Origin of the sequence: Gordonia sp. (in: high G+C Gram-positive bacteria) (assembly GCF_047600385.1) — a bacterium.
Lineage (GTDB): Bacteria > Actinomycetota > Actinomycetes > Mycobacteriales > Mycobacteriaceae > Gordonia.
On sequence record NZ_JASGKZ010000001.1, the window covers coordinates 1,472,868 to 1,495,842 of the forward strand.

At 69.8% G+C, this 22,975-nt stretch carries 25 protein-coding genes; 17 read left to right on the forward strand and 8 right to left on the reverse strand.

The annotated features are described in order from the left end of the window. The first annotated feature begins 40 nt into the window (after positions 1-40). Positions 41-1,426: a dihydrolipoyl dehydrogenase gene (gene lpdA / locus QM809_RS06440; RefSeq protein WP_415044977.1), complete on the forward strand. Its 1,386-nt coding sequence runs from the start codon at positions 41-43 to the stop codon at positions 1,424-1,426. Between the two features lie 306 nt (positions 1,427-1,732). Then, positions 1,733-2,629 (forward strand): DNA-3-methyladenine glycosylase family protein, encoded by an 897-nt coding sequence (locus tag QM809_RS06445; RefSeq protein WP_415044978.1) that lies wholly within the window; start codon positions 1,733-1,735, stop codon positions 2,627-2,629. A gap of 36 nt (positions 2,630-2,665) precedes the next feature. On the opposite strand, the gene QM809_RS06450 is transcribed toward QM809_RS06445, so the two are convergent. The 6 genes from QM809_RS06450 to ramB all read right to left on the reverse strand — a co-directional run bounded on the left by QM809_RS06450 (position 2,666) and on the right by ramB (position 7,527). After that, entirely contained in the window at positions 2,666-3,310 is a 645-nt protein-coding gene (locus QM809_RS06450) for a hypothetical protein (protein WP_415044979.1), read from the reverse strand. Continuing rightward, positions 3,307-3,651, reverse strand: coding sequence for a cupin domain-containing protein (locus QM809_RS06455; RefSeq protein WP_415044980.1), 345 nt, complete (start codon positions 3,649-3,651; stop codon positions 3,307-3,309). Before QM809_RS06455 ends, QM809_RS06450 begins: the two co-directional genes overlap by 4 nt. Next, the gene (locus tag QM809_RS06460) at positions 3,648-4,403 is read right to left on the reverse strand and encodes a class I SAM-dependent methyltransferase (RefSeq protein WP_415047025.1); all 756 of its coding nucleotides are present in this window, start codon (positions 4,401-4,403) and stop codon (positions 3,648-3,650) included. The genes QM809_RS06455 and QM809_RS06460 overlap by 4 nt, the downstream gene beginning before the upstream one ends. 269 nt (positions 4,404-4,672) lie before the next feature. Next, a complete protein-coding gene (locus QM809_RS06465) occupies positions 4,673-5,317 on the reverse strand; it encodes a class I SAM-dependent methyltransferase (protein ID WP_415044981.1) in 645 nt (214 codons plus the stop codon). Between the two features lie 11 nt (positions 5,318-5,328). Then, positions 5,329-5,862: a carboxymuconolactone decarboxylase family protein gene (locus QM809_RS06470; RefSeq protein WP_415044982.1), complete on the reverse strand. Its 534-nt coding sequence runs from the start codon at positions 5,860-5,862 to the stop codon at positions 5,329-5,331. Positions 5,863-6,102: 240 nt separating this feature from the next. Next, the gene (ramB, locus tag QM809_RS06475; protein ID WP_415044983.1) at positions 6,103-7,527 is read right to left on the reverse strand and encodes an acetate metabolism transcriptional regulator RamB; all 1,425 of its coding nucleotides are present in this window, start codon (positions 7,525-7,527) and stop codon (positions 6,103-6,105) included. A 152-nt stretch (positions 7,528-7,679) separates the two neighbouring features. Here ramB and QM809_RS06480 point away from each other — a divergent pair, with 152 nt between their 5' ends. The 9 genes from QM809_RS06480 to QM809_RS06520 all read left to right on the forward strand — a co-directional run bounded on the left by QM809_RS06480 (position 7,680) and on the right by QM809_RS06520 (position 16,464). Then, the gene (locus tag QM809_RS06480) at positions 7,680-8,366 is read left to right on the forward strand and encodes a hypothetical protein (protein ID WP_415047026.1); all 687 of its coding nucleotides are present in this window, start codon (positions 7,680-7,682) and stop codon (positions 8,364-8,366) included. 392 nt (positions 8,367-8,758) lie between these two features. After that, positions 8,759-10,051 carry an isocitrate lyase gene (gene aceA / locus QM809_RS06485; RefSeq protein ID WP_415044984.1) on the forward strand — a complete coding sequence of 431 codons (1,293 nt, stop codon included), beginning with the start codon at positions 8,759-8,761 and terminating at the stop codon, positions 10,049-10,051. A gap of 141 nt (positions 10,052-10,192) precedes the next feature. Beyond that, positions 10,193-11,077 carry a 3-hydroxybutyryl-CoA dehydrogenase gene (locus tag QM809_RS06490; RefSeq protein WP_415044985.1) on the forward strand — a complete coding sequence of 295 codons (885 nt, stop codon included), beginning with the start codon at positions 10,193-10,195 and terminating at the stop codon, positions 11,075-11,077. 227 nt (positions 11,078-11,304) lie between these two features. Next, positions 11,305-12,087 carry a heparin-binding hemagglutinin gene (locus QM809_RS06495; protein WP_415044986.1) on the forward strand — a complete coding sequence of 261 codons (783 nt, stop codon included), beginning with the start codon at positions 11,305-11,307 and terminating at the stop codon, positions 12,085-12,087. A 159-nt stretch (positions 12,088-12,246) separates the two neighbouring features. Continuing rightward, entirely contained in the window at positions 12,247-13,557 is a 1,311-nt protein-coding gene (locus QM809_RS06500; RefSeq protein WP_415044987.1) for a DUF445 domain-containing protein, read from the forward strand. Positions 13,558-13,692: 135 nt separating this feature from the next. Next, positions 13,693-14,241 carry a helix-turn-helix domain-containing protein gene (locus tag QM809_RS06505; protein WP_415047027.1) on the forward strand — a complete coding sequence of 183 codons (549 nt, stop codon included), beginning with the start codon at positions 13,693-13,695 and terminating at the stop codon, positions 14,239-14,241. 70 nt (positions 14,242-14,311) lie between these two features. Further along, positions 14,312-14,647 (forward strand): DUF2516 family protein, encoded by a 336-nt coding sequence (locus tag QM809_RS06510; RefSeq protein WP_415044988.1) that lies wholly within the window; start codon positions 14,312-14,314, stop codon positions 14,645-14,647. Between the two features lie 16 nt (positions 14,648-14,663). After that, entirely contained in the window at positions 14,664-15,401 is a 738-nt protein-coding gene (locus QM809_RS06515; protein WP_415044989.1) for a MerR family transcriptional regulator, read from the forward strand. Beyond that, the gene (locus tag QM809_RS06520; RefSeq protein WP_415044990.1) at positions 15,391-16,464 is read left to right on the forward strand and encodes an alpha/beta fold hydrolase; all 1,074 of its coding nucleotides are present in this window, start codon (positions 15,391-15,393) and stop codon (positions 16,462-16,464) included. Before QM809_RS06515 ends, QM809_RS06520 begins: the two co-directional genes overlap by 11 nt. A 467-nt stretch (positions 16,465-16,931) precedes the next feature. Here QM809_RS06520 and QM809_RS06525 read toward each other — a convergent pair whose 3' ends face one another. Continuing rightward, positions 16,932-18,017 carry a UDP-N-acetylmuramate dehydrogenase gene (locus QM809_RS06525; protein WP_415044991.1) on the reverse strand — a complete coding sequence of 362 codons (1,086 nt, stop codon included), beginning with the start codon at positions 18,015-18,017 and terminating at the stop codon, positions 16,932-16,934. 24 nt (positions 18,018-18,041) lie between these two features. On the opposite strand from QM809_RS06525, the gene QM809_RS06530 reads away from it, so the two are divergent. From QM809_RS06530 to QM809_RS06550, 5 genes are all read left to right on the forward strand, one after another. Next, positions 18,042-18,530, forward strand: coding sequence for a DUF2505 domain-containing protein (locus QM809_RS06530; RefSeq protein WP_415044992.1), 489 nt, complete (start codon positions 18,042-18,044; stop codon positions 18,528-18,530). Positions 18,531-18,591: 61 nt separating this feature from the next. Next, a complete protein-coding gene (locus QM809_RS06535; protein ID WP_415044993.1) occupies positions 18,592-19,104 on the forward strand; it encodes a DUF2505 domain-containing protein in 513 nt (170 codons plus the stop codon). A gap of 76 nt (positions 19,105-19,180) precedes the next feature. Beyond that, positions 19,181-19,882 (forward strand): class I SAM-dependent methyltransferase, encoded by a 702-nt coding sequence (locus QM809_RS06540; protein WP_415044994.1) that lies wholly within the window; start codon positions 19,181-19,183, stop codon positions 19,880-19,882. A gap of 36 nt (positions 19,883-19,918) precedes the next feature. Continuing rightward, positions 19,919-20,815 carry a hypothetical protein gene (locus tag QM809_RS06545; protein WP_415044995.1) on the forward strand — a complete coding sequence of 299 codons (897 nt, stop codon included), beginning with the start codon at positions 19,919-19,921 and terminating at the stop codon, positions 20,813-20,815. 72 nt (positions 20,816-20,887) lie between these two features. Continuing rightward, positions 20,888-21,703 carry a carbon-nitrogen hydrolase family protein gene (locus tag QM809_RS06550; protein ID WP_415044996.1) on the forward strand — a complete coding sequence of 272 codons (816 nt, stop codon included), beginning with the start codon at positions 20,888-20,890 and terminating at the stop codon, positions 21,701-21,703. Between the two features lie 302 nt (positions 21,704-22,005). Here the strand turns inward: QM809_RS06550 and QM809_RS06555 are convergent, their stop codons facing one another. Then, positions 22,006-22,281 carry a hypothetical protein gene (locus tag QM809_RS06555; RefSeq protein ID WP_415044997.1) on the reverse strand — a complete coding sequence of 92 codons (276 nt, stop codon included), beginning with the start codon at positions 22,279-22,281 and terminating at the stop codon, positions 22,006-22,008. 74 nt (positions 22,282-22,355) lie between these two features. Between QM809_RS06555 and QM809_RS06560 the strand changes: the two genes are divergently transcribed. Then, positions 22,356-22,796: a hypothetical protein gene (locus QM809_RS06560; RefSeq protein WP_415044998.1), complete on the forward strand. Its 441-nt coding sequence runs from the start codon at positions 22,356-22,358 to the stop codon at positions 22,794-22,796. Positions 22,797-22,975: the final 179 nt, after the last annotated feature.

The window sequence follows — 22,975 nt, forward strand, 5'->3', positions numbered from 1 at the left end:
GGGCCTGCACACAGCCCCGCGTCGAAGTAGTGTGAACGACGTGACTGAACACTTTGACACCGTTGTCCTGGGCGCCGGCCCGGGCGGGTACGTGGCCGCGATCCGGTCAGCCCAACTCGGACAGAAGACCGCCGTCATCGAGGAGAAGTGGTGGGGAGGTGTCTGCCTCAACGTCGGATGCATCCCGTCCAAGGCGCTGCTGCGGAACGCCGAACTCGCGCACGTCTTCCAGCACGAAGCCAAGGTCTTCGGCATCTCGGGCGAGGTGAGCTTCGACTTCGGCGCCGCCTTCGACCGGAGCCGCAAGGTGTCCGACGGCATCGTCAAGGGCGTTCACTACCTGATGAAGAAGAACGGCATCACCGAGATCGACGGCTACGGGGTGTTCGAGGACGCCGAGACCATCCGTGTCGGCGACCGCGTCGTCACCTTCGACAACGTCATCATCGACACCGGTTCCACCGTGCGGCTGCTGCCCGGGGTGGAGTTGAGCGACAACGTCGTCACCTACGAGACCCAGATCCTCACCCGGGAGCTGCCCGAGTCGATCGCCATCGTCGGTGCGGGCGCCATCGGCATGGAGTTCGGTTACGTCCTGGCGAACTACGGCGTGGACGTCACCATCATCGAGTTCCTGCCGCGCGTGCTCCCGAACGAGGACGAGGACTCGTCCAAGGAGATCGCCAAGGCGTACAAGAAGCTCGGCGTCAAGATCCTCACCGGCACCGCCGTGCAGACGGTCGACGACCAGGGCTCGCAGGTCGTCGTCACCTACAAGGACGCCAAGGGCGCCGAGGGTTCGCTGACCGTCGGCAAGGTCCTCATGTCCGTCGGCTTCGCGCCGCGCACCGAGGGCTTCGGCCTGGAGAACACCGGTGTCGCGCTGACCGACCGCGGTGCGATCGCCATCGACGACCACATGCGCACCAACGTGCCGGGGATCTACGCCATCGGCGACGTCACCGCCAAGCTGCAGCTGGCTCACGTGGCCGAGGCGCAGGGCGTCGTCGCCGCCGAGACCATCTCCGGTGCCGAGACCATGACGCTGGGCGACTACCGCATGATGCCGCGCGCCACCTTCTGCCAGCCGCAGGTCGCGTCGTTCGGTCTCACCGAGGCGCAGGCCAAGGACGCGGGCTACGACGTCAAGGTCACCAAGTTCCCGTTCTCGGCCAACGGCAAGGCGCAGGGACTGAACGCCGCCGCCGGTTTCGCCAAGCTGATCACGAACGCCGCCACCGACGAGCTGCTCGGCGGCCACCTGGTGGGCGACAACGTCTCGGAGATGCTGCCGGAGTTGACTCTCGCGCAGAAGTGGGACCTCACCGCCAAGGAGCTGGCGCGCAACGTCCACACGCATCCGACGATGAGCGAAGCGCTGCAGGAGACCTTCCACGGCGCGATCGGCCACATGATCAACATGTGACACCCTCCTCCGCCCCAGGTCTGTGACCTGGGGCGGAGCTGTCTTCGAGGCCGACATCCGGGTGGACTCATCGTCGACTCATCGTTTCGGGGAGAGCGTGGCGTGGCATCGGTCTTCTGCGCCGGGCCCTGCTGCCGGCGGCTGAGCCGGGCCGTGAACGAAGTGAGCGGGCCGTGTCGAAGCCCGCTTCTCCGGGATCGCACCGCCCGGCAGGTGCGGAGAGTCGGCGTCCACGTCCGTCGACCCTCCGCCGAGGTCCGCACGACGGGGTTCCGAGCGCCGGAAGCTGCTGCCTATAGTCGCTGGATGAGCTCCGGGAGTGCCGCGACGACAGGTGTGCGCCGGTGGCGGCCGCCCGAGCGGCTCGACGTGAAAGCGATCCTCGGCGTCCACCGACGCGGGGCCCGCGACCCGGCGTACCGGGTGGCGCCGGACGGGTCGATCTGGCGGGCCGTGCACACCCCAGACGGTGCGGGGACGCTGACGGTGGCCGTCGACGCCGCGGGCGGCGAGATCGTCGGGCGGGCGTGGGGCCCCGGCCGCGAGTGGTTGCTCGACGGCTTCCCAGACCTGCTCGGAGCTCACGACGATCCGGCGTCGCTGCCCGTCGACACCGAGGTGATCCGCCGGCTCGTCGCACGGTCGCGGGGACTGCGGATCGGCCGCAGCGGACGGGTCTGGGAAGCACTCGTCGCCGCGGTGATGGAACAGAAGGTGGTCGGGGACGAGGCCTATCGCGGTTGGCGGCATTCGCTGTACCGCTACGGTGAACCGGCGCCGGGGCCGGTGGACATGCGGGTGCCGCCGCCGCGGCCGGTCTGGCGGGAGATCACCGAGGCCGACTGGCATCGGAGCGGGCTGGAACCGGTGCGCATGCGGACCATCCGGGCCGCGGCCCGCGTCGACGTCGAGACCGCGGGCGACGTCCTCACCGCGCTGCCCGGAGTCGGGCCGTGGACCGCCGCGCACGTGCGGACACGCGCGTTCGGCGACGCCGACGCCGTCCCGTTCGGCGACTATCACACGCCGGGACTGGTGGGGCAGACGCTGATCGGCCGGAAGGTCGACGACGCGGGGATGGCCGAACTGCTGGCGCCGTACACCGGGCACCGGTACCGGGTGGTGCGGATGTGTGAGCGCCACGGCACGTGGCCGCAGCGGCGCGGACCCCGGATGTCGGTGCGCGACCATCGGTCGTTCTGACGCGGAGCCCCTTCGACGCGCGGCCTCGGCCGCGGCTCAGAGTGCGGGGCTGTCGGCCGGCGCCGGGGCGAGGCTCAGCCGGAGTTCGCACGCCCCGGCGTGCGGGTCGGGGCGGACGTCCACCGCGTAGGCCGACCGCAGGATCGCGGAGCCGAACAGCGATCCTTCGAGGATGCCGCGGACGAGGCCGCGGGCCACCTCGGGGAGTGTGCGCTCGAGGTCGTGCAGCGGGCAGCCGCACAGCGTGATCTCGTGACTGCCGAAGGCGCTCACCACCCCGGTGACGGTGAATCCGAGCCGGGTCAGGACGGTCTCGGCCACCACCACCGGATCCGGCATGTCGACGTCCACGGCGGGCGGATGCCCGGCGGCCCAGGCCCGGCCGACGTCGGCGGCGAGGGTCTCCCGCGCCTCCGGGGTCTCGCCGGTGCGGGCGATCAGCAGGATCAGCAGGTCGTCGATCGGCGGCGTCGCCACCGTGCGGTAGCCGACCTTCGGCCGACCCACCCCGTCGGGCGGCAGGGCGACGGCCGCCACCGCGCCCTCGTCGACCAGGTTGTTCAGGTGGAAGCGCGCGGTGGTGACATGGATGTTCAACACCGCCGCCACGGTGTGCGCGTCGATCGGGTTCTCCGCCTCGGCGACCAGTGAGCGGACCCGGTCGCGTTGGCGCGGGCTCATCGGCCGTGGACCACGATCAGGGTGGCGGTCGCATTGGTGCGGGCGGTCAGCGAGTGCGGGACCCGGGCGTCGACCCGGATCGCGGTACCCGGGGCGAGCTCGTTCACGACGTCGGTGACGGTGAACTCGATCGTGCCGGTCTGGCCGACGACGACGATCGGATGCGCCGCGGTGTGGTCGGGCATCCGCTGGCCCGCCCGGAACGCGAGCCGGATCACCGTCTCGGTCTCGCCGCGGTGGAGCACGGTGATCTTCGGGCGGCCGCCGGGGTCGTCGTTCGGGGTGGAGTCGTTCGGGTCGGCCAGACCGGTGAGGAAGGTCCAGGCGGGCTGCTCGCTCACGCGTCGGCGGGCTTCCGGGCGATGATCTCGATCGCGGTGAGCTCCCGGCGGTACTTGCGGAAGACCTTCCGCATGCCCAGGATCCGGCGGCGCGCATCGGAGTGGGTCGCCACGTTCCCGACGATCTTGAGCGTGCGGAACGGACCCTCGTCGGCCACCACCCGGCGCGGTTCCAGCAGTGCCATCCTGGCGAACCGGACCCGCTCCACCTCGAAGCCCGCGGCGGTGAACCGTTCGCGCCACTCGGCCTCGGTCAGCGGGCGCGCGTTCACCTTGATCGCCCGGGCCAGAGCCTTGCGGATCTCGGTCTTCTGCTCGTCGGTCAGGGTGTCCGGTTCGAGGGCGAGTTCGTGGACGGCGTAGCGGCCGCCGGGGCGCAGCACGCGGAAGGCCTCGGCGATGATGGCGTCCTTGCCGCGCTCGGACTGCATGGTCAGCATGGCCTCGCCGACCACCACGTCACGGCTGTCGTCGCGGAGCCCGGTGTTCGCGGCGTCGGCCTGCACGACGGTGCCGCGTCGTTTGAGGACCTTCGTGGTGAGCTTCACCGCCGCCGGATCGGACTCCACCCCGACGTACGACTTCGGGTGCGCGGCCAGGATGTCCGCCGCGGTCTTGCCCAGCCCCGGAGCCAGTTCGACGACGTCGGCGTCGGCCAGACCCGCATCGGCCAGGACGTGGCGGGTCAGTTCCAGACCGCCGGGACGCAGGACGCGCTTGCCCATCCGGGCGAGCAGCCAGTGGCCGGGCATGTCCTCGTCCTTGCGGTCGCTCAGCGGGAGGTCGGCAGGGGTGTCGGTCTCGGTCACCGGAGACTCCTAGATTCGCAGGAATTGTGTTCCGTTTTAAAACTTACCCTCGCCTCACCGGGACGACCCAGGCCCGTAGGTCCCGACTTCGTGCCGGTCCTCGTCGCGGGGTGCGGCCGGGGCGGACGCGCGGCGACCCTGCGTCGCGGTTCGTCGCCGCGCTCCGGACCGGCTCCGGGGCCGGCGGGGCTCGCGGTGACGGCGGACCCGAGTCAGCGCACGGGTTTGCGGGCGTGCACGTACTGGCCCACCCCGGTGATCGTCTGCTCGACGTGCTCCAGCCCGAGCGCGTGCAGCCGGTCGAGGATCTCGGTGCGGCCGAACACGCGCAGCCCGGTCAGACCCGCCGCGGTCGACGCGAAGGGCAGCGCGCCGACCGACGCGCGGACCGAGGTGAAGACGATCAGCTCCCCGCCGGGGGTCAGTACGCGCGCCATCTCGTCGAGCACCGGCAGCGGGTCGGGGATCAGATAGAGCGCGGCGAGACAGACGACGGTGTCGAACGAGTCGTCGCGCAGCGGCAGGCGGTGGGCGTCGCCGCGGACGAAGGTGACGCGCGGGAGCCGGTTGCCGCTCTCCGCCTGCGCGAGCATGGCCGTCGAGAAGTCCAGGCCGACGTAGGCGCCGTCGCCGGTGAGACCGCGCGCGGCGTCGCGCGCGTAGTTGCCGGGACCGCAGGCCACGTCGAGGATCCGCCGGTCGCCCGGGCGCGCGAGGTAGGCGCGGAGGGCGCGGTCGTAGTCCAGGGTCGACGATCCGCCCAGGCTGAACCCCCGGGTGAACAGCGGGCGCCAGGCGTGTTCGTACACCCGGGAGAAGACGCGGTTGTGCATCAGCGCCGCGGCGATCGAGGTCATGGCGGGACCGTTCAGAACTCGTCGCGCTCGATGCGCAGGGTGCCGATGGTGGTCGCGAGGCCGTCGTACTGGCCGATCAGCATCACCAGGGCGATCGCCTTGCGTTCGGACAGGTGCCGCCGGAGGGCCGACCAGGTGTCGTCGCAGATGTCCCGGTCGGTGACCAGTTCGGTGGCGGCGCGGAGCAGCGTGGCCTCGCGGTCGCCCCAGCCTGCGTCGGGGCCTTCGAGGATCCGCTCGTACATCTCGGGGGTGATCCCGGCCTTGGCGCCGAGACGACGATGATGGTCGAGCTCGTACTCGCAGCCGCGCAGGTGGGCGACGCGGATGATCACCGTCTCGGTCTCGCGCCGGGAGAGCTCGCCGAAGGGCATCATCCGGCCGGAGTAGTGCAGCCACCCGCGGAACAGGCCCTTGCTCCGCCCGAGGGTCGCGAAGATGTGGGCGTTGTCGGTGCCGGTCGCCAGGGACATGGCCCGGACGATGGCCCAGTTGATCGGGCCGAGTTCGCGCAGGTGCCCGGGCGAGACGCGTGGGGTGCTCATGTCCTCGACGGTAGCCGAGAACTCCCGCCGATCGAGGAGTTCACGCTGGTCTCGACTCCGCTCGACCATCGAAAAGGGCTCGACCGCTGAAAGGGGAGGGTCTCGATTCCGCTCGACCAGCGAAGGGGGCTCGACCGGCGAAGGGGGCTCGACTATCGAAAGGGGCTCGACCGTCGAAGGAGATTCGTTTTTCGCCGGCCGAGCGCTCTTCCTCGCTGGTCGAGCGGAGTCGAGACCGGGTCATCCCTCGCTCGACATGTACGGGGAGACGGTGCTCCGGTGCTCGTCGATGGTGAGGCTCGCGCCGAGCGGCGGGAACGCGCGTTGCGCGCAGTTGGGGCGGTCGCACACCCGACAACCCGCGCCGATCGGGGTCACCGCGGCCTGCGGACCCAGCTCCAGGCCGTCGGAGTAGACCACCCGGCCGGCGTGCCGCAGCTCGCAGCCCATGCCGATCGCGAACGTCTTGGGTGACTGTCCGTACCGGGCGGCCCGGCGTTCCACGGTCCGGGAGATCCAGAAGTATTCGCGGCCGTCGGGCATCTCGGTGATCTGGGTGAGGATCTTGCCCGGCGAGCCGAAGGTCTCGTAGACGTTCCACAGCGGGCAGGTGCCGCCGCTGGCGGAGAAGTGGAAGCTGGTCGCGGACTGCCGCTTGGACATGTTGCCCGCGCGGTCGATCCGGACGAACGTCCACGGCACCCCGCGCAGATTGGGGCGTTGCAGGGTGGAGAGCCGGTGGCAGACGGTCTCGTAGGAGACGGCGTAGAACGCGGAGAGCCGCTCGATGTCGTACCGGTAGTCCTCGGCGGCGCCGTGGAACTGCCCGTACGGCAGGATCGCGGCCGCGGCGAAGTAGTTGGCCAGGCCGTGGCGGGCCAGCGCGGCGGCGTCGCCGGTGGTGAAGGCGCCGTCGGCCACCAGTTCGTCGATCAGGTCGCCGAACTCCAGGTACGCCAGTTCGGCGGCGATCCGGAAGGTGCGCTGGCCGGGGGAGAGGGCGGCGGCGAAGTCGAGCTGGCGGGTGGCCGCGTCGAAGCGGTGCAGGACGTCGTCGCCGAGGTCGACGCGCCGGTTGATGCGGACGCCGTGCAGGTCTTCGAGTCGGTCGGTGAGGCCGGTGCGGATGTCCACCGAGTGCATGCGCATCCGGGCGGTGAGCTCCTCGGCGGCCACGTCGAGCTCGTGGATGTAGTTGCGGCGGTTGGAGAAGTAGGTGCGCACCTCCTCGTGCGGTGCGCTGATGGTGCCGCGGCGGCCCTGGTCGTTGCGGCCGGACGTGGCCGCGGCGAGCTGGTCGGACACCATCCGGAACCGGCGGTGCAGGTTCACCATCGCCTCGGCCATCGTCCGGTGGCGGCTCACCATGGCGCTGATCTCGGCGGGGTCGGCGGCGGCGGGATCGGATTCGAGGTCCTCGTCGAGCATCGCCTCGCGGATCTCGGCGATCAGCCGGACGTCGTCGTGCGGGTCGAAGAACGCGATGTCGATGCCGAAGACCTCGCTGATCCGGGCCAGGACGGAGGCGGTCAGCGGCCGGGAGTCGTGCTCCATCTGATTCAGGTACGACGCCGAGATCCCCAGCGTCCGCGCCATGTCCTGCTGTGAGAGGCCGCGTTCGCCGCGCAGGCTGCGCAGCCGAGAACCGACGTAGGTCTTACTCATCGGGCGTCCTCTCCGGGCGCGGTCGGTACGGTGGCCGCGTGTCGATCTTCTCTTCCGGCTTCTCTTCCGGCCGCAGTTCGTCAAGCCGCCGTTCGTCAAACCGCCGTTCGTCGGGTCGCCGTCGCGTCGTCCCGGTCCTCGCGTTGACCGCCGTGCTCTTCGGCCTCGTCGCCTGCGGCGACGACGATCCCGCGCCGCGGGCGCTGAGCTCCCTGGTGCTCGGGGCCGAGTACCTGCCCGAGGGGTTCGCGGTGGCGCCGGCCGACGTCACCTCCCTGATCGGCGGCAACCGCCGCACGCTGGAACAGGCGGCGTCGGTGACCTTCGCCCCCGCGGAGTGCCGTCCCACCGCCGACGAGGCGTTCAGTCCCCTGATGACCTCCGACAACACCGCGCTGCTGGTGGCGGAGGCGGCGTCGGCGACGCTCTCGGAGGTGGTCTCGTCGGTCCGCCGGGACATCGACGCCGACCGCCGCGCCACGACGGGCCGGTGCCGCGTGGTGGAGGCCCGTCCCACCAGGGGCACGCTCGCCGGCGCGCGGATCGTCACCACGTCCAGCGAACTGCCGTCGCCGTCGTCGGAGGCCGTCGAACAGGGCCTGGTGGTGCGTTCGGAGTCGGTCACGACGCTGACCGACGGGAAGGTGCGGGTCCGCAGTGCGCTGCTGGCGAATCTCCTGCTGCGCCGGCCCCACGGGGAGGTGGTCACCGTGCAGATCACCGTGGCCTCGGCGAACACCAACACGTCGTCCGCCGCGCCGAAGCGGATCGAACCGCCGATGAGCGAGGCGGACTTCCTGCGACTGGTCGACGACGCGGTGGCCCACGCGGAGAACTGAGCCGCCGTCCGGGGGCCGGAGACGGAGGTCTCCGGGTCTTTCGACCCCGGGTGTGATGTCCGGCACTCGGGTCGCGAGGGCGCCTGCGCCCGGGGTGCGCGTCGTGCGCCGTGCGCGTCCGCGATTGTTACCCGCCGGTTACATGTTTTCCCAGTACGCGCGTACTTTTTGAAGATCTTGCGAAGCCGGGTCACCTATCCAAATTTACAAGATTTGCAAAATCGTGCAGGAATCTGGACGCGTTTTGCAGCCAGATGGGGCTGGACCTGCATGTTTGCCGTATGGCACAGTGTCTTCAGGCATTGCCTCGGGGTCTTCCCAGCTTCGCAAGACGGGGAGCCCGGACATTGGAAAGCGCTGCCGAAGGGCAGTGGAACAGAAAGCGAAGGCTTATGAGCAACGTCGGACAGCCCCGTACCGCCGCGGAGATCCAGCAGGATTGGGACACCAACCCGCGCTGGAAGGGCATCACCCGCGATTACACCGCCGAGCAGGTCGCTGAGCTCCAGGGCAACGTCGTCGAGGACCACACCCTCGCGCAGCGCGGCGCCGAGATCCTCTGGGAGGGCGTGACCAAGGGTGACGACTCCTACATCAACGCTCTGGGCGCCCTCACCGGCAACATGGCCGTCCAGCAGGTCCGCGCGGGCCTGAAGGCCATCTACCTGTCGGGCTGGCAGGTCGCCGGCGACGCCAACCTGTCGGGCAACACCTACCCGGACCAGTCGCTGTACCCGGCCAACTCGGTTCCGGCCGTCGTCCGCCGCATCAACAACGCGCTGCTCCGCGCCGACGAGATCTCGCGCGTCGAGGGCGACACCTCGGTCGACAACTGGCTCGTCCCGATCGTCGCCGACGGCGAGGCCGGCTTCGGCGGCGCCCTGAACGTCTACGAGCTGCAGAAGGCCATGATCCAGGCCGGCGCCGCCGGCACCCACTGGGAGGACCAGCTGGCCTCGGAGAAGAAGTGCGGCCACCTCGGTGGCAAGGTGCTGATCCCGACCCAGCAGCACATCCGCACCCTGACCTCGGCTCGCCTGGCCGCCGACGTCGCCGGCACCTCGACCGTCGTCATCGCCCGCACCGACGCCGAGGCCGCCACCCTGATCACCTCGGACGTCGACGAGCGCGACCGTCCGTTCATCACCGGTGAGCGCACCTCCGAGGGCTTCTACAACGTCCAGAACGGCATCGAGCCCTGCATCGCTCGCGCCAAGGCCTACGCTCCGTATGCCGACCTGATCTGGATGGAGACCGGCGTGCCGGATCTCGAGGTCGCCAAGAAGTTCGCCGAGTCGGTCAAGAGCGAGTTCCCGGACCAGCTGCTGGCCTACAACTGCTCGCCGTCCTTCAACTGGAAGGCGTCGCTGGACGACGACACCATCGCCAAGTTCCAGAACGAGCTGGGCGCCATGGGCTTCAAGTTCCAGTTCATCACCCTGGCCGGCTTCCACGCCCTCAACTACTCGATGTTCGATCTGGCTCACGGCTACGCCCGTCAGCAGATGACCGCGTACGTCGACCTGCAGGAGCGCGAGTTCGCCGCCGAGGAGCGCGGCTACACCGCCACCAAGCACCAGCGCGAGGTCGGCGCCGGCTACTTCGACAAGATCGCCACCACGGTCGACCCGAACACCTCGACCGCAGCCCTGAAGGGCTCGACCGAAGAGGGCCAGTTCCACTAGGAACCACACCTCCTCTTCATGAGGTAGACACATGACGATCCCGGGGCCGGCAGGGGAACACCCTCGCCGCCCCGGGATCGTCGTCTCTGCCGGTCCTCTCACCGAGGCCGGCGGCCGGGACGGAACGCAGGAGTGAATCGGATGACCGGTGACAAGGTCGCACGCGTCGGCATCGTCGGCGCCGGGCAGATGGGCTCGGGGATCGCCGAGGTGTGCGCTCGTGCCGGAGTGTCGGTGCTGGTCTACGAGGCCACCCGGGAAGCGGCGGCGGCGGGCCGGGCGCGCATCCTGGAATCCCTCGACCGCGGCGTCTCGTCCGGCAAGCTCACGCAGCGGGAACGCGAACAGGCGGTGCGGCGACTCGGTTTCACCCGGAGTCTGGACGACTTCGCCGACCGCGACCTGGTGGTCGAGGCGGTGGTGGAGGACGAGGCGGTCAAGACCGCGATCTTCGCCGAACTCGACCGGGTGCTCGACGATCCGGCGGCGGTGCTCGCCTCCAACACGTCGTCGATCCCGATCGCGGTGCTCGCCGCGGCGACCCGGGACCCCCGGCGGGTGCTGGGGCTGCACTTCTTCAACCCGGTGCCGGTGCTGCCGCTGGTGGAGCTGGTCACCACCGCCGAGACCGGCGGGTCCGCCGCCGAGCGGGCCGCCGCCTTCGCGCACGACGTCCTCGGCAAGCAGGTGGTCCGGTCGGCGGATCGCTCGGGGTTCGTCGTGAACGCGCTGCTGGTGCCCTATCTGCTGTCCGGGATCCGGATGGTCGAGAGCGGGTTCAGCACGGTCGAGGACATCGACAAGGCCATGGTGCTGGGGTGTGCGCACCCGATGGGGCCGCTCAAGCTCGCCGACCTGGTAGGCCTGGACACGGTCAAGGCGATCGCGGACAAGATGTGCGACGAGTTCGACGAGCCGCTTTACGGTCCGCCGTCGCTGCTGGTCCGGATGGTCGACGAGGGTCGGCTCGGCAAGAAGTCCGGCCGCGGCTTCTACGAGTACGACGCGTCGTCGACCCGCCCCTGAAAGGGCGAGCAAGCACTCTGCTAGCACCTTCCTGCTAGCACAACAAGACTTACAATCAGGATGAAAGTCCTGGTAGAAGGCGACTCTATCGGGTGAGTTGCACCACTATTGCTAACAGAATGCTAGCTATAGCTAGCAGCGTGGGGCATGATGGTGGAGGCAAGCACGACCGATCCAAGGACTGTGGGCCCCCACAGGAGAGAGCGGATCGAAACGAAGGAGTCGCCATGAGCACCACCGAACGCACCCTCCCGACCCCCGTCTACGCCGCCTTCGGCGCCGGTGACGTCGTCGTCCAGGAGGCCAAGGAAGCCCTCGACCGTCTCAAGACGCGCTCCGAGGCCGCTCAGACCCGGCTGGCCGAGACCCGCACCCGTCTGGCCGAGCTGCCCTCCGACGTCAACGTCGAGGAGCTCAAGGCCAAGCTCAACGTCGAGGAGCTCAAGAGCAAGCTCACCGTCGAGGAGTTCAAGGGCAACGTCGAGGAGATCCGCGGCAAGCTCACCAAGGACGAGCTGACCAAGGTCGTGACCCCGTACGTCGAGCGCGCCACCGACTTCTACAACAACCTCGCCGAGCGCGGCGAGAGCGCCGTGGAGCGTCTGCGCACCCAGCCGGTGGTCCAGGAGAACCTGGAGCGCGTGGGCAAGGTGTACAGCGAGGCCGTCGACAAGACCGGCGGCGTCGTCGAGGTCGTGTCGCAGCAGACCCGCCTGGTCGGCGAGCGCGCCGCGTCGCTGGCCGGTCTGGCCGCGGAGAAGGTCGAAGAGGCCGCCGTGGAGATCGAGGACGCCGGTGCCAAGGTGAAGGCCGAGGCCAAGGCCGCCGCGCAGAAGATCGACGAGACCGTGGAGACCGTGGAGACCAAGGTCCGCGCCGTCGCCACCCCGGCCGGCAAGCCGGAAGCCGCCGCCCCGGCCAAGCCCGCCGCCAAGAAGCCCACCGCCGCCAAGAAGGCCCCGGCCAAGAAGGCTCCGGCTCGCAAGGCCGCCGCGAAGACCACCAAGTGATCGTCGCCTCCGCGCACACCCGGCGCCGCTGAGCGCCCGCTCCGGCCCCGCACCGTCACGGTGCGGGGCCGGACGCATCCCGGGGCCCGGCCCGCGGGATCCACGCGACTTCCGCGGGTGTTCCCGCCGTCGTCGACGACGATGGGCGACACTGGTGTGATGACGACGACCGTGTCTTCTCCGCCTCCCACGTCGAACCTTCCCGCCGGCCTCACCGAGCCCGACGCCGAACGGCTGCGGAGCCTACGCAAGATGAAGCTGCTCGCGGTCTCGCTGCTGATCGGCGCGGGAGTCATCTATCTGTTCACCCGCTGGCTCGAACACCGGGACGGCGCGGACGTCGCCGCGTGGGTCGGCTACGTGCGTGCGGCCTCCGAGGCGGGCATGGTGGGCGCCCTGGCCGACTGGTTCGCGGTGACCGCGCTGTTCAAGCGGCCCCTGGGCCTGCCGATCCCGCACACCGCGCTGATCCCGCGCAAGAAGGACGAGATCGGCGAGCAGCTCGGCGGCTTCATCGAGGACAACTTCATGACGCCCGAGGTGATCGAGGAGCGGGCGGTGTCGGTGGACCTGCCGCGCCGCATCTCCACCTGGCTCGCCGACCCCGGCAACGCCGACCGGGTGAACGCCGAGGCCTCCCGCGCCATCGGGCTCGTCGCCGAGATGATCCGCGACGAGGACGTCGAGACGTTCATCCAGGCCGTGATGAAGTGGGCCGCCGAACCGCTGTGGGCGCCGCCGGCCGGTCGGATCCTGGAGCAACTGGTCGACGAGGACCGGCTGGCGCCGGTGATGCAGCTCCTCTGCGATCAGGCGCACGACTGGTCGCTGGGCAGCCAGGGACTGATCGACCGGGTGATCGACGACGACGCCCCGACCTGGGCGCCCCGATTCGTCAACAACCTGGTCGGCGACAAGATCTACCGCGAACTGACCGAGTTCACCTACAAGGTGCGCGCGGATCCGGAGCATCCGCTGCGGATCGCGATCATGGAGTTCGTCCAGCAGTTCTCCGACGACCTGCAGCACGACGACATGATGATCGCCAAGTTCGAGGAGATCAAGAAAGAGCTCCTGGGCCGGGACGAGGTGACCGGTGCCGCGTCCACCGCGTGGCAGGCCGCCAAGGGCGTGATCGAGCAGATGCTCGCCGACCCCAACTCCATCCTGCGGTCGTCGCTCGCCGATGCGGTGACCCGGCTGGCGGTGCAGATCCGCGACGACCAGCCGCTGCAGGACAAGATGAACCGCTGGATCGCGCGGGCCGCCCGGCACTTCGCGGTGAACTACTCCGCCGAGATCATCTCGGTGATCACCGAGACCGTGCGCAGTTGGGACGCCGAGGAGACCAGTCGCAAGATCGAGCTCCAGGTGGGTCGAGACCTCCAGTTCATCCGGATCAACGGCACCGTCGTGGGCTCGCTGGCGGGCCTGGTGATCTACACGGTGTCGGTGCTGCTCTTCCACTGACCGGGCGGTGCGGCGCACTCCTCCCCCTGTGCTTGCACTTGCTAGCAGTCGTTCGGGATACTGGACGGTGAGAGGAAGGTGCCGGTGAGCAACAACGACGAGGATCGGGTCACGACGATCGCGGACGTGACGACGGTGACCGGCGACGATGTCCCGGAGGCCGCGGTCGACCCCGTCACCACCGTCGCCGCAGACCTTGCACAGGACATCGGAGGGTTCATCCGCACCCAGCGGATGGCGGCGAAGGTCTCGCTGCGGCAGCTGGCCGAGCGGGCCGGAGTGAGCAACCCCTACCTGTCCCAGATCGAGCGCGGACTGCGCAAGCCGTCGGCCGACGTGCTCGCCCAGATCGCGAAGGGGCTGCGCGTCTCGGCGGAGGTGCTCTACGTCCGCGCCGGGATCCTGGAGGAGCGTCCGGCGAGCCCGGTGCGCGACGCGCTGCTGGTCGACACCTTCATCAACGAGCGACAGAAGCAGATGCTCCTGGAGATCTACGACTCGTTCCGGAACGAGAACACCGCGAGCCAGGCCGGAACCGCGTCGGAGCCGGCGGGGACACGGACGTCGGGAGCCTCCGCCCCGAAGTCGTCGGCGGACGAGGCATCGGCCGCGAAGCAGTCGGCCGAGAAACCGGGGGCGGGGAGGCCCGCGATCACGGACTCGGATCCCGGATCGTCGCACTGACCGGTGAGCCGCACGGCTCGGGGCGGTTCCGCCGGAGAGCCTGCGCACGACCGCCGGTAGAGTGGTGCCCGTGACTGTTGGGCAGATCGTGATGGGGATCGTCGACCTCCTGCTGATAGCGATCACGGTGGCGACCGTGATCGGAGGATCGGTGGCGCTGGTCCACGCGGTGTCGACCCGCCCGGACGCCTTTCCCGCGGTGGACACCAAGAGCAAGGTGTTCTGGGTCGCCGTCCTGGCCGTGTCGACGTTCGCCGCGGCGCTGCTGCAGGCCGGACAGGTGCTGATCTCGCCGTTGGGCCTGTTCTACCTGGCCGCCGTGGTCGGCATCGGCGTGTACCTCGCCGAGGTGCGGCCGCGGGTCGACGAGATCCAGGGCAAATCGTGGTTCCGGAAGGCTGCATGAGCACCCGGATGGGCCGGTGACCGAGTACCGGATCACCGAGCTGGCGGAGGTCTCCGGCATCAGCGTCCGAAACATCCGCGTCTACCAGGATCGCGGCCTGCTTCCGCCGCCCGAGGTGCGCGGACGCACCGGCTGGTACACGGAGGATCACCTGGTCCGTCTCAACCTGATCTCCCGGTTGCTCGAACGCGGTTACACCTTCGCCACCATCAGCGAACTGCTCATCGCCGCCAGCCACGGGATGAAGGTGGAGCACGTGCTGCGCGACAAGCCCCGCGGCGGGCGGCTGCGCAACTTCAAACGGGTCGCGAACATCACCCTCACCGAACTGCGGCGGACTTTCAACGCCAGCGATCGGGCCATCAACCTCAGCCAGAAGCTCGGTCTGCTCGCCAAGGAGGGGCCGCAGTTCGTGGTCCGGAACCCGGAACTGCTCGAAGGCGCGGAGACCCTGGTCAAGGGCGGTATCGAGATCGAGAAACTGCTCGACCACTGGATCCGGGTCGAGGCGGATCTGTCCGACGTGGCGCGCAGTTTCGTCTCGATGATCACCGACAAGTACTTCGACGAGAATCTCTTCGAGATGAGCGAGAAGTCCGCTTTGGAACTCGCTGAACTGATTCAGACCGTTCGCCCCATGGCACACGATATCGTCGAGACCGCCTTCGCCAAAGCCTTGGATCTGGAGATCTCGCGCGCGATCGGGGAGGCGAACAAGCTCTACGACGGCGGAGGCGACAACGATGGTGAGTGAAGTCCACTCGGGACGACGCAGATCCCGGCGCAAGCGTGTGGGACTGGCGGGCGCCGGTGCCGCGGGTCTCGTGGTGGGCGACGTGGCGGTGGTGGTGGGCGGCATCGTCCGTGCCGCGACCAGGTACCCGCGCCCGGTGGACGACGGCCCCGACCCGCTGCTGGTGAACCCCGGTCATCTGATGCGTTCGACGGTGGTGCCGACGGCCGAGGGCTCGCTGCTGCACGCGGAGGTGAGCCTGGACCTGGAGGATCATCCGAGCGACGTGGTGCTGGTCTTCGTCCACGGCTGGACCTGCAGCACCCGGGTCTGGAACCCACAGGTGAACCGCTTCGCCGGTGAGCACCCCGTGATCGCCTACGACCACCGCGGCCACGGACTCTCGGAGATGGGGCGGGCCCGGGTCACCGTCGACACCCTCGGCCAGGACCTCGAAGCCGTGCTCACGCACCTGCTGCCGCGCGGCAAGCGGGCGGTGCTGGTCGGCCACAGCGTGGGCGGCACGGCGATCATGTCGTGGGCCAAGCAGTTCGCGGGGGTCGACGAGCGCATCGCCGCCGTCGTCCTGGCGTCCACGACGCCGCGGGACGTGGTACAGGAGCAGGCGCTCACTCCGGCGAGCCGACCGCGGTTCACCGATCCGGTGATGCCGCTCGTCGGCCGCGCCTTCGTCTCCACGCCGCTGCCGCTGCCGAGCAACGGCATGACGAGCCGACTGACGCACTACCTGGCACTGGGTCCGGAGGCGCGGGCGGCGCACGTCGACTTCACCGACGAGATGATCTCGCGCGGCTCGGCGAAGTCGCGCGCGGCGTGGGGTTCGGCGATATACCGGTTGAACGTGGTCGCCGGACTGGAGGCGCTGTCGGTGCCGACCGCCGTGGTGGTGGGCGACCGCGACCTGCTCACCCCGCCGAAGCACTCGGACTTCATGGCCGAGGTGCTCGACCGGAACGGGGTGCTGCTGGAGTACCTCACCTACGCCGGCGCCGGCCACATGGTCCCGATCGAGCGGGCCTCCAGTTTCAACACGCTGATCGACGACATCCTCGCATCGGTCTGAGGACGTCGGTCTGAGGCCGGGGACTCCCGGCTGAGTACCCGGTTCTCGCCGGACGGGCGGTCTTCTCCCGTCGATCGGGCGGTCTTCTCTCGCTGCTCGGGGGGCTTCTCCAGTTGGTCGAGTGGTCTTCTCTCGTTGGTCGGGGGGGCTTCTCTCGTTGGTCGAGTGGTCTTCTCTCGCTGGTCGAGCGGAGTCGAGACCAGCGGTCGAGCACCGGGGGATCTCGACTCCGCTCGATCAGCGAAAGCACTTCGACCACCGCAAGGACTCGATCAGCGGAAGGGTTCGACCACCGCAAGGACTCGATCAGCGGAAGGGTTCGACCAGCGCAAGGACTCGACCAGCGCAAGGACTCGACCACCGTAAGGATTCGATCGCGGAAGGGGCTCGACCACCTAAGGGGCTCGACCGCTGAAAGGATTCGATCACCGTGGGGGCTCGACCGGTGAGCCCCCACGGCGCGCGGTTCAGTCCAGCGAACAGCCCACGAACACCGGTTCCGGGTGCAGCGTGACGCCGAACGCCGCGTGCACGCCGTCGCGCACCCGGGCGGCCAGCGCGATCAGGTCCGCGGTGGTCGCCGCACCCCGGTTGGTCAGCGCCAGCGTGTGCTTGGTGGACAGGCGCGCGGGAGCGTCGGGCCCGGGGAACCCCCGGCCGAATCCGGCCCGCTCGATCAGCCAGCCGGCGGAGAGCTTCGCCCCGCCGTCGGCGGGGAACCGCGGGATGCGGACGTCCTCGCCCAGCCGCTCCCGGATCCGGGCCAGGATCTCGGGGAGCTCGGCGTCGTCGACGATCGGGTTGGTGAAGAAGCTGCCCGCGCTCCAGGTGTCGTGGTCGGCGGCGTCGAGCACCATGCCCTTGCTCGCGCGCAGCGCCAGCACGCGCTCGCGGACCAGCGCCGCGTCCGTGGTGCCGCCCTCGTCGATGCCGAGCGCCCCGGCCAGCTCGCGATACCGGATCGGGGCGGAGACGGCGTCGTCGTTCAACCAGAACGAGACGGCCAGGACCACCGCCTCGTCCCGGCCCTTGAGTCGGCTGGTCCGGTAGGCCAGGCCCAGCGACTCCGGGCCGACCCAGGAGGTCTCGCCGGTGGCGCGGTCGAGGAGCCGGACGCCGCGCAGCCGGTCGGCCACCTCCACGCCGTAGGCGCCGACGTTCTGCACCGGGGTGGTGCCCGCCGCGCCGGGGATGCCGGACAGGCACTCCAGGCCGCCGAAGCCTTCGTCCACGGTGCGCGCGACCAGCGTGTCCCAGTCGGTGCCCGCGTCGGCGGTGACGTACGGGGTCGGGACGTCGTCGCGCGGTTCGGTGCCGAACTCGATGCCGGACGTCGCGACCACGATCGCGGTACCGGGGAAACCGTCGTCGGAGATCACCAGATTGGAGCCGCCGCCGATCAGCAGGACCGGCTCGTCGGCGGCATCGCATCCGGTGACGGCGGCGATCAGCGATTCGGTGTCGCGGGCGTGGTGGACCGCGCGGGCCGGGCCGCCCAGTCGGAGGGTGGTCAGCTCGGCCAGACGCGGAGTGGTCGGTTGCGGATTGCTCACCCGATTAACGGTAGCCTGAGCGGCATGGCGAGCAACTTCGACTATTCGGTCAGCTATCCGTTCGACGTCGCGACGATGTGGGGTCTGATCAGTACCGAGCAGTACTGGCGCGACCTCATCGAGCGCACCAACGCCGAACACGGCAGCGTGGTGAGCTTCAGCCACGAAGGCACGCGCGTCGCGGTGACCACCAAGCAGGGCGTCGGCGAGGAGGAGCTTCCGTCGGTGGTGACCGCGGTGCGACCGGGCGACGTCGAGATCCCCCGCACCATCGAGTTCGTGAACGCGGGCGACCAGATCATCGGGCAGATGGAGGCCTCGGTCTCGGGCGCTCCGGCCAAGATCCACGGCGACGTGATCATCAGCGGCAACCCCGCGTCGGCCGTCTACTCGGGTCGCTGCGAGGTGTCGATCCCGTTCGTCGGCGGCAAGATCGAGAAGGCCGTCATCGCGCAGCTGGAGCACCTGCTCACCGCCGAGCGCGACGCCACCGTCGAGATCCACGAGCGCTGATTCCGGGCCGGGGCGCCACGGGATTTCTCTCGGGGCGCCGCGCTCGTTACCCTGAATCTCCATGGCACGACGGCTCAGCTATTCGGCGCGTTTCGACTTCCCTGCGGAGAAGCTCTACGAAGCGCAGATGGACCGACGCTACTGGCAGGATCTGGTCGACGGCTTCCGCATGTTGACGCCGATCTCGGAGATCGAGGACTTCTCCTCCGGAGACGACGGCATGCGGGTGGTGCTCAAACAGGCGCTCACCCGCGAGATGCTGCCGCCGATCGCGCAGACCGTGATGAAGCGGGACATGGTGATCACCCGCGTCGAGACCCTCTCGACGTGGCACCCGGAGAGCACCGAGGGCACCTACGCCGCGTCGATCCCGGCCGGTCCCGGTTCGCTCAAGGGGCAGCAGCTGCTGATCCCGACCGACACCGGTTGCACGCTCCGCAAGACCACCGAGGTGCGGGTCTTCATCCCGTTCATCAACGGCAAGCTGGAGCAGTTGATGCTGGTGAACCTGGTCGACCTGTTCCGCGCGGAGGCCGAGTACTCCAAGTCGTGGGTGGACAAGAATCTCTCCTAGGGCCGGTCTCCGCCCGGAGGGGCGGATCACCCGCGGCACCACCAACCTGAACCGGTTGCGGCGCGTCGATCGGTGGATGGCCGCCGATCGGAGGATCCGCGCGGTGCTGGACGACGCGGCCGCGCCGCTCGCCGTCGACCTGGGCTACGGGGCGCGCCCCGACACCGCGCTGGAGATGGCCGCCCGCCTGCGCGCGGTGGTCCCGGACCTGCAGCTGGTGGGACTGGAGATCGATCCGGACCGGATCGCCGCACCGCGTGACGGCGTCCGCTTCGCGCTCGGGGGGTTCGAACTCGCCGGACTGCGTCCCCACCTGGTCCGGGCGTTCAACGTGCTGCGCCAGTACGACGAGGCCGAGGTCCCCGCCGCGTGGGACCAGATCTGCGCGGGCCTGGCTTCCGGCGGTCTCCTGGTGGAGGGCACGTGCGACGAGATCGGCCGCCGGGCGTGCTGGATCCTGCTCGACGCCGACGGCCCGATCGAGTTGACGCTCGCGTGGGCGCCGTCGTACACCGAGCGACCGTCCGACCTGGCGCCGCGGCTGCCGAAGGCGCTGATCCATCGCAACGTTCCGGGAGAACCGGTGCACGCGCTCCTCGCCGCCGCGGACCGCTGCTGGGACCGCGCCGCCGGGCACGAACCCTTCGGTCCGCGCCAGCGTTGGCGGGCGGCGCGGGACCTGCTCGTCGCCGAAGGGGTGCCGTTGCGCCCGGTGCGCGGCCGCAGCGTCGACAATCTGCTGACCGTCCCGTGGTCGGCGGTTCGTCCGAACGGCTGACGGCATCGAGGGTGCTCGTCTCCTGGCATCGGCCCCATGACCGATTCATGGAACCACTCCGACGGCCCGGGCGATCGGCATCCGTCCGGTGAGGCGCAGGCGACGCCGGATCCGGCGTACGACTCCACGCAGATCGGGCAGCCGGTGTCCTTGGAGAAGCCCGATCCCGCCTACGACTCCACGCAGATCGGCTGGCCGCCGCCGGCGGATCCCGCACAGGCGTACGGCGTCACCGCGAGCGGCGCCCCGTACGTGCCGGGTGGGTATCCGTCCGGGCAGTACCCGTCGGCACCGTATCCGACCGGCCCGGTCCCCTCCGGCGCGTACCCGGTTCCCGGCGGGTATCCCCAGTACGGGCACTACGGACAGCCGCCGGCCGGACGATCGGGGAACAGCACGCAGATCCTGCTGGCGGTGATCGTGGTGCTCCTCCTGATCTCCGGCGGAGTCCTGGCGTGGCTGTGGCTCGGGCGCGACGACGGCGCTGACACCGCGGGCCCGGCCCAGTCGGGCTCGACGCAGGCCGCGGAGACGGCCACGGAGACGGAGACGGTGGATCCGGCGACGCGTCTGCGGCAGATCGTGCAGCAGGACGCCGGGGAGCTGACCGGCAGCCTGAACAATCGGTGGACCGCGCAGTTGAGCGCGAAACGGCCGGGGATCTTCGCCGACGGCAAGAACTGGTCCGAGGCCGACATCCTGGCCGAACACGAGGAGTTCCGCGCCCGCTTCCCGCAGAGTCGTCTGCTCAACAGCTCGGACTGGACGGTGTTCACGCACTCGGATTGGTGGGTCACCGTGATGGCCGGCGGCTTCTCCGATCCGGACAGCGCGAACACCTGGTGCCGCACCAACGGTTTCGACCGGGACCACTGTTTCGCGAAGCTCATCAGCACCACCGGGTCGTCCGACCAGTCCACCAAGTACTGGTAGACCCGCCCCGGAGCGCTTCCGGGTGCTCGTCGACGGCCGACCACGGGCCGTCCCTCCTCTAGACTCGCTGCTGTGAGAGTCGCGATCGCACAGTGCAACTCGGGCACCGACCCGGACCGGAACCTGGCGCTCGTCGCCGAGTTCACCGAACGGGCGGCGGCCGACGACGCCGATCTGGTGATCTTCCCCGAGGCCATGATGTGCCGGTTCGGGGTCCCGCTGCGGGACGTCGCCGAACCCCTCGACGGACCGTGGGCGAGCGGGGTGGCGGCGGTGGCGCAGCGGACCGGCGTCGCGGTGATCGCCGGGATGTTCACCCCCGCCGCGGACGGGCGGATCGCCAATACCCTGGTGATCGCCGTCCCCGGCCGACCGGTCCGCGGCTACGACAAGATCCATCTGTACGACGCCTTCGGGTTCACCGAGTCGCGCACCGTCGCGCCCGGCGCGGAACCGGTGACGGTGGAGATCGCCGGACACCGGGTCGGCGTCGCCACCTGCTACGACATCCGCTTCCCGGCGCTCTTCGTGGAATTGGCGCAGCGCGGTGCCGAGCTGATCGCCGTGCCCGCCTCGTGGGGTGCGGGCCCCGGCAAGCAGGAGCAGTGGGAACTGCTGGCCTCGGCCCGGGCCCTCGACAGCGCCACCTTCGTGGCGGCCGTGGGACAGGCTCTGCCCGACGATCCGGAGGCGGCGGGCGGCACCGCCCCCACCGGGATCGGTCATAGCCGAATCTCAGACCCGTTCGGTAGCGTGGTCGCAGTTCACGGCCCCGAGACCAGTCTCGGAGTCCACGAGATCGACCTGTCCGTCGTCGGGAAGGCGCGTGCCGCGTCGGCCGTTCTGGCCAATCGGCGCGACATCCCGCGGGCGGACCCGACGGACTAGAGGCAGATGACCGATTCGACTCCGGGGACCGGCGACGCCGACGTCCCGAACCGCCACGCGGCCGCCGACCCGAAGACTCCCGAGATCGCTCCGGAGGCGCCGACCACCGACGAACTTCCGGTGCTTCCGGCTCCCGGACCCGACGACGCCGATCGGCAGGACACCGATCGGCACGCGACCGATCCGTTCGGCTCCGAGGCGCGGATCGCCCCGGCCGCGGCGGGCGTCGGCGGGAGTCGCCCGCCGACCCGTCCGGTCACCCGGGTGTTCCCGGACGAGGAGGAGCTTCCGGGGGCGGAGGCCTACTCCGCGACGGATCGTCGTGCGGATGCCGCGCCGGTCTCGCCGCAGTCGAAGTCGCGGCGGTGGCGCACCGTCGGACTGGTGACCGCCGCGGTGCTGCTGCTCGCGGTGATCGGCGGCGTCGGCACCGAACTGTATCTGCGCAACAAGGTGACCGGGTGCCTGGAGGGCGCCTTCTCCGACCTCACCGGCACCTCCACGACGGTGTCCGTGCCGCGCGGCCCGCTGCTCTTCGCGTGGGTCAGCGGCACCGTCGCCTGGGTGCAGGTCGACACCGACGACGCCCCCTCCGGCACTCGAGATGCGGCTGCACGCCCGCGCCTCCGACGTGAGTCGCGACGGCCGGACCGTGAAAAACCTGCAGGGGGAGGCCTACGTGCCGTACGACCGGGTGCAGGAGCTCACCGGGAACGACTCCGGCGGCGATATCAGCATCCAGAGCATCGAGGGCAACGACGACGGCACCATCAGCATCACATCGAGCTACCGCGTGATGTTCCTGTCCATCCCGGCGTCGGTGGTCCTGAAGCCGGTCGCCGAGGACGGTCGCGTCGACTTCCAGGTGCAGGAGGCCAAGGCGCTCGGCATCGGCCTGCCCAACGACTTCGCACAGCAGCTGGTGGATCAGGTGACCACGGCGATGCTCGGCCCGCTGTTCGACGAGATCGAGGTCCAGGACCTGACGGCGAACGACAAGGGGATGTCGTTCCACTTCGCCGGCGACGACGTGAACATGCAGGCCGCCTCGGTCGGCGCTCCCGGGAACACCGGCACCTCCCAGTGCGCCTGACCTCGCACTCGACGCCCCGACGGTCGTGCGTCGTCTCGCTGCATGAGCGGCGACTCGGTAGTCGCGCGTCGTCCCGCTGATCGAGCGAGTCTCGCTGATTGCGCGTCGTCTCGACGATCGAGCGTCGTCTCGCTGATCGAACATCGTCTCGACGATTGAACGTCGTCTCGCTGATCGAG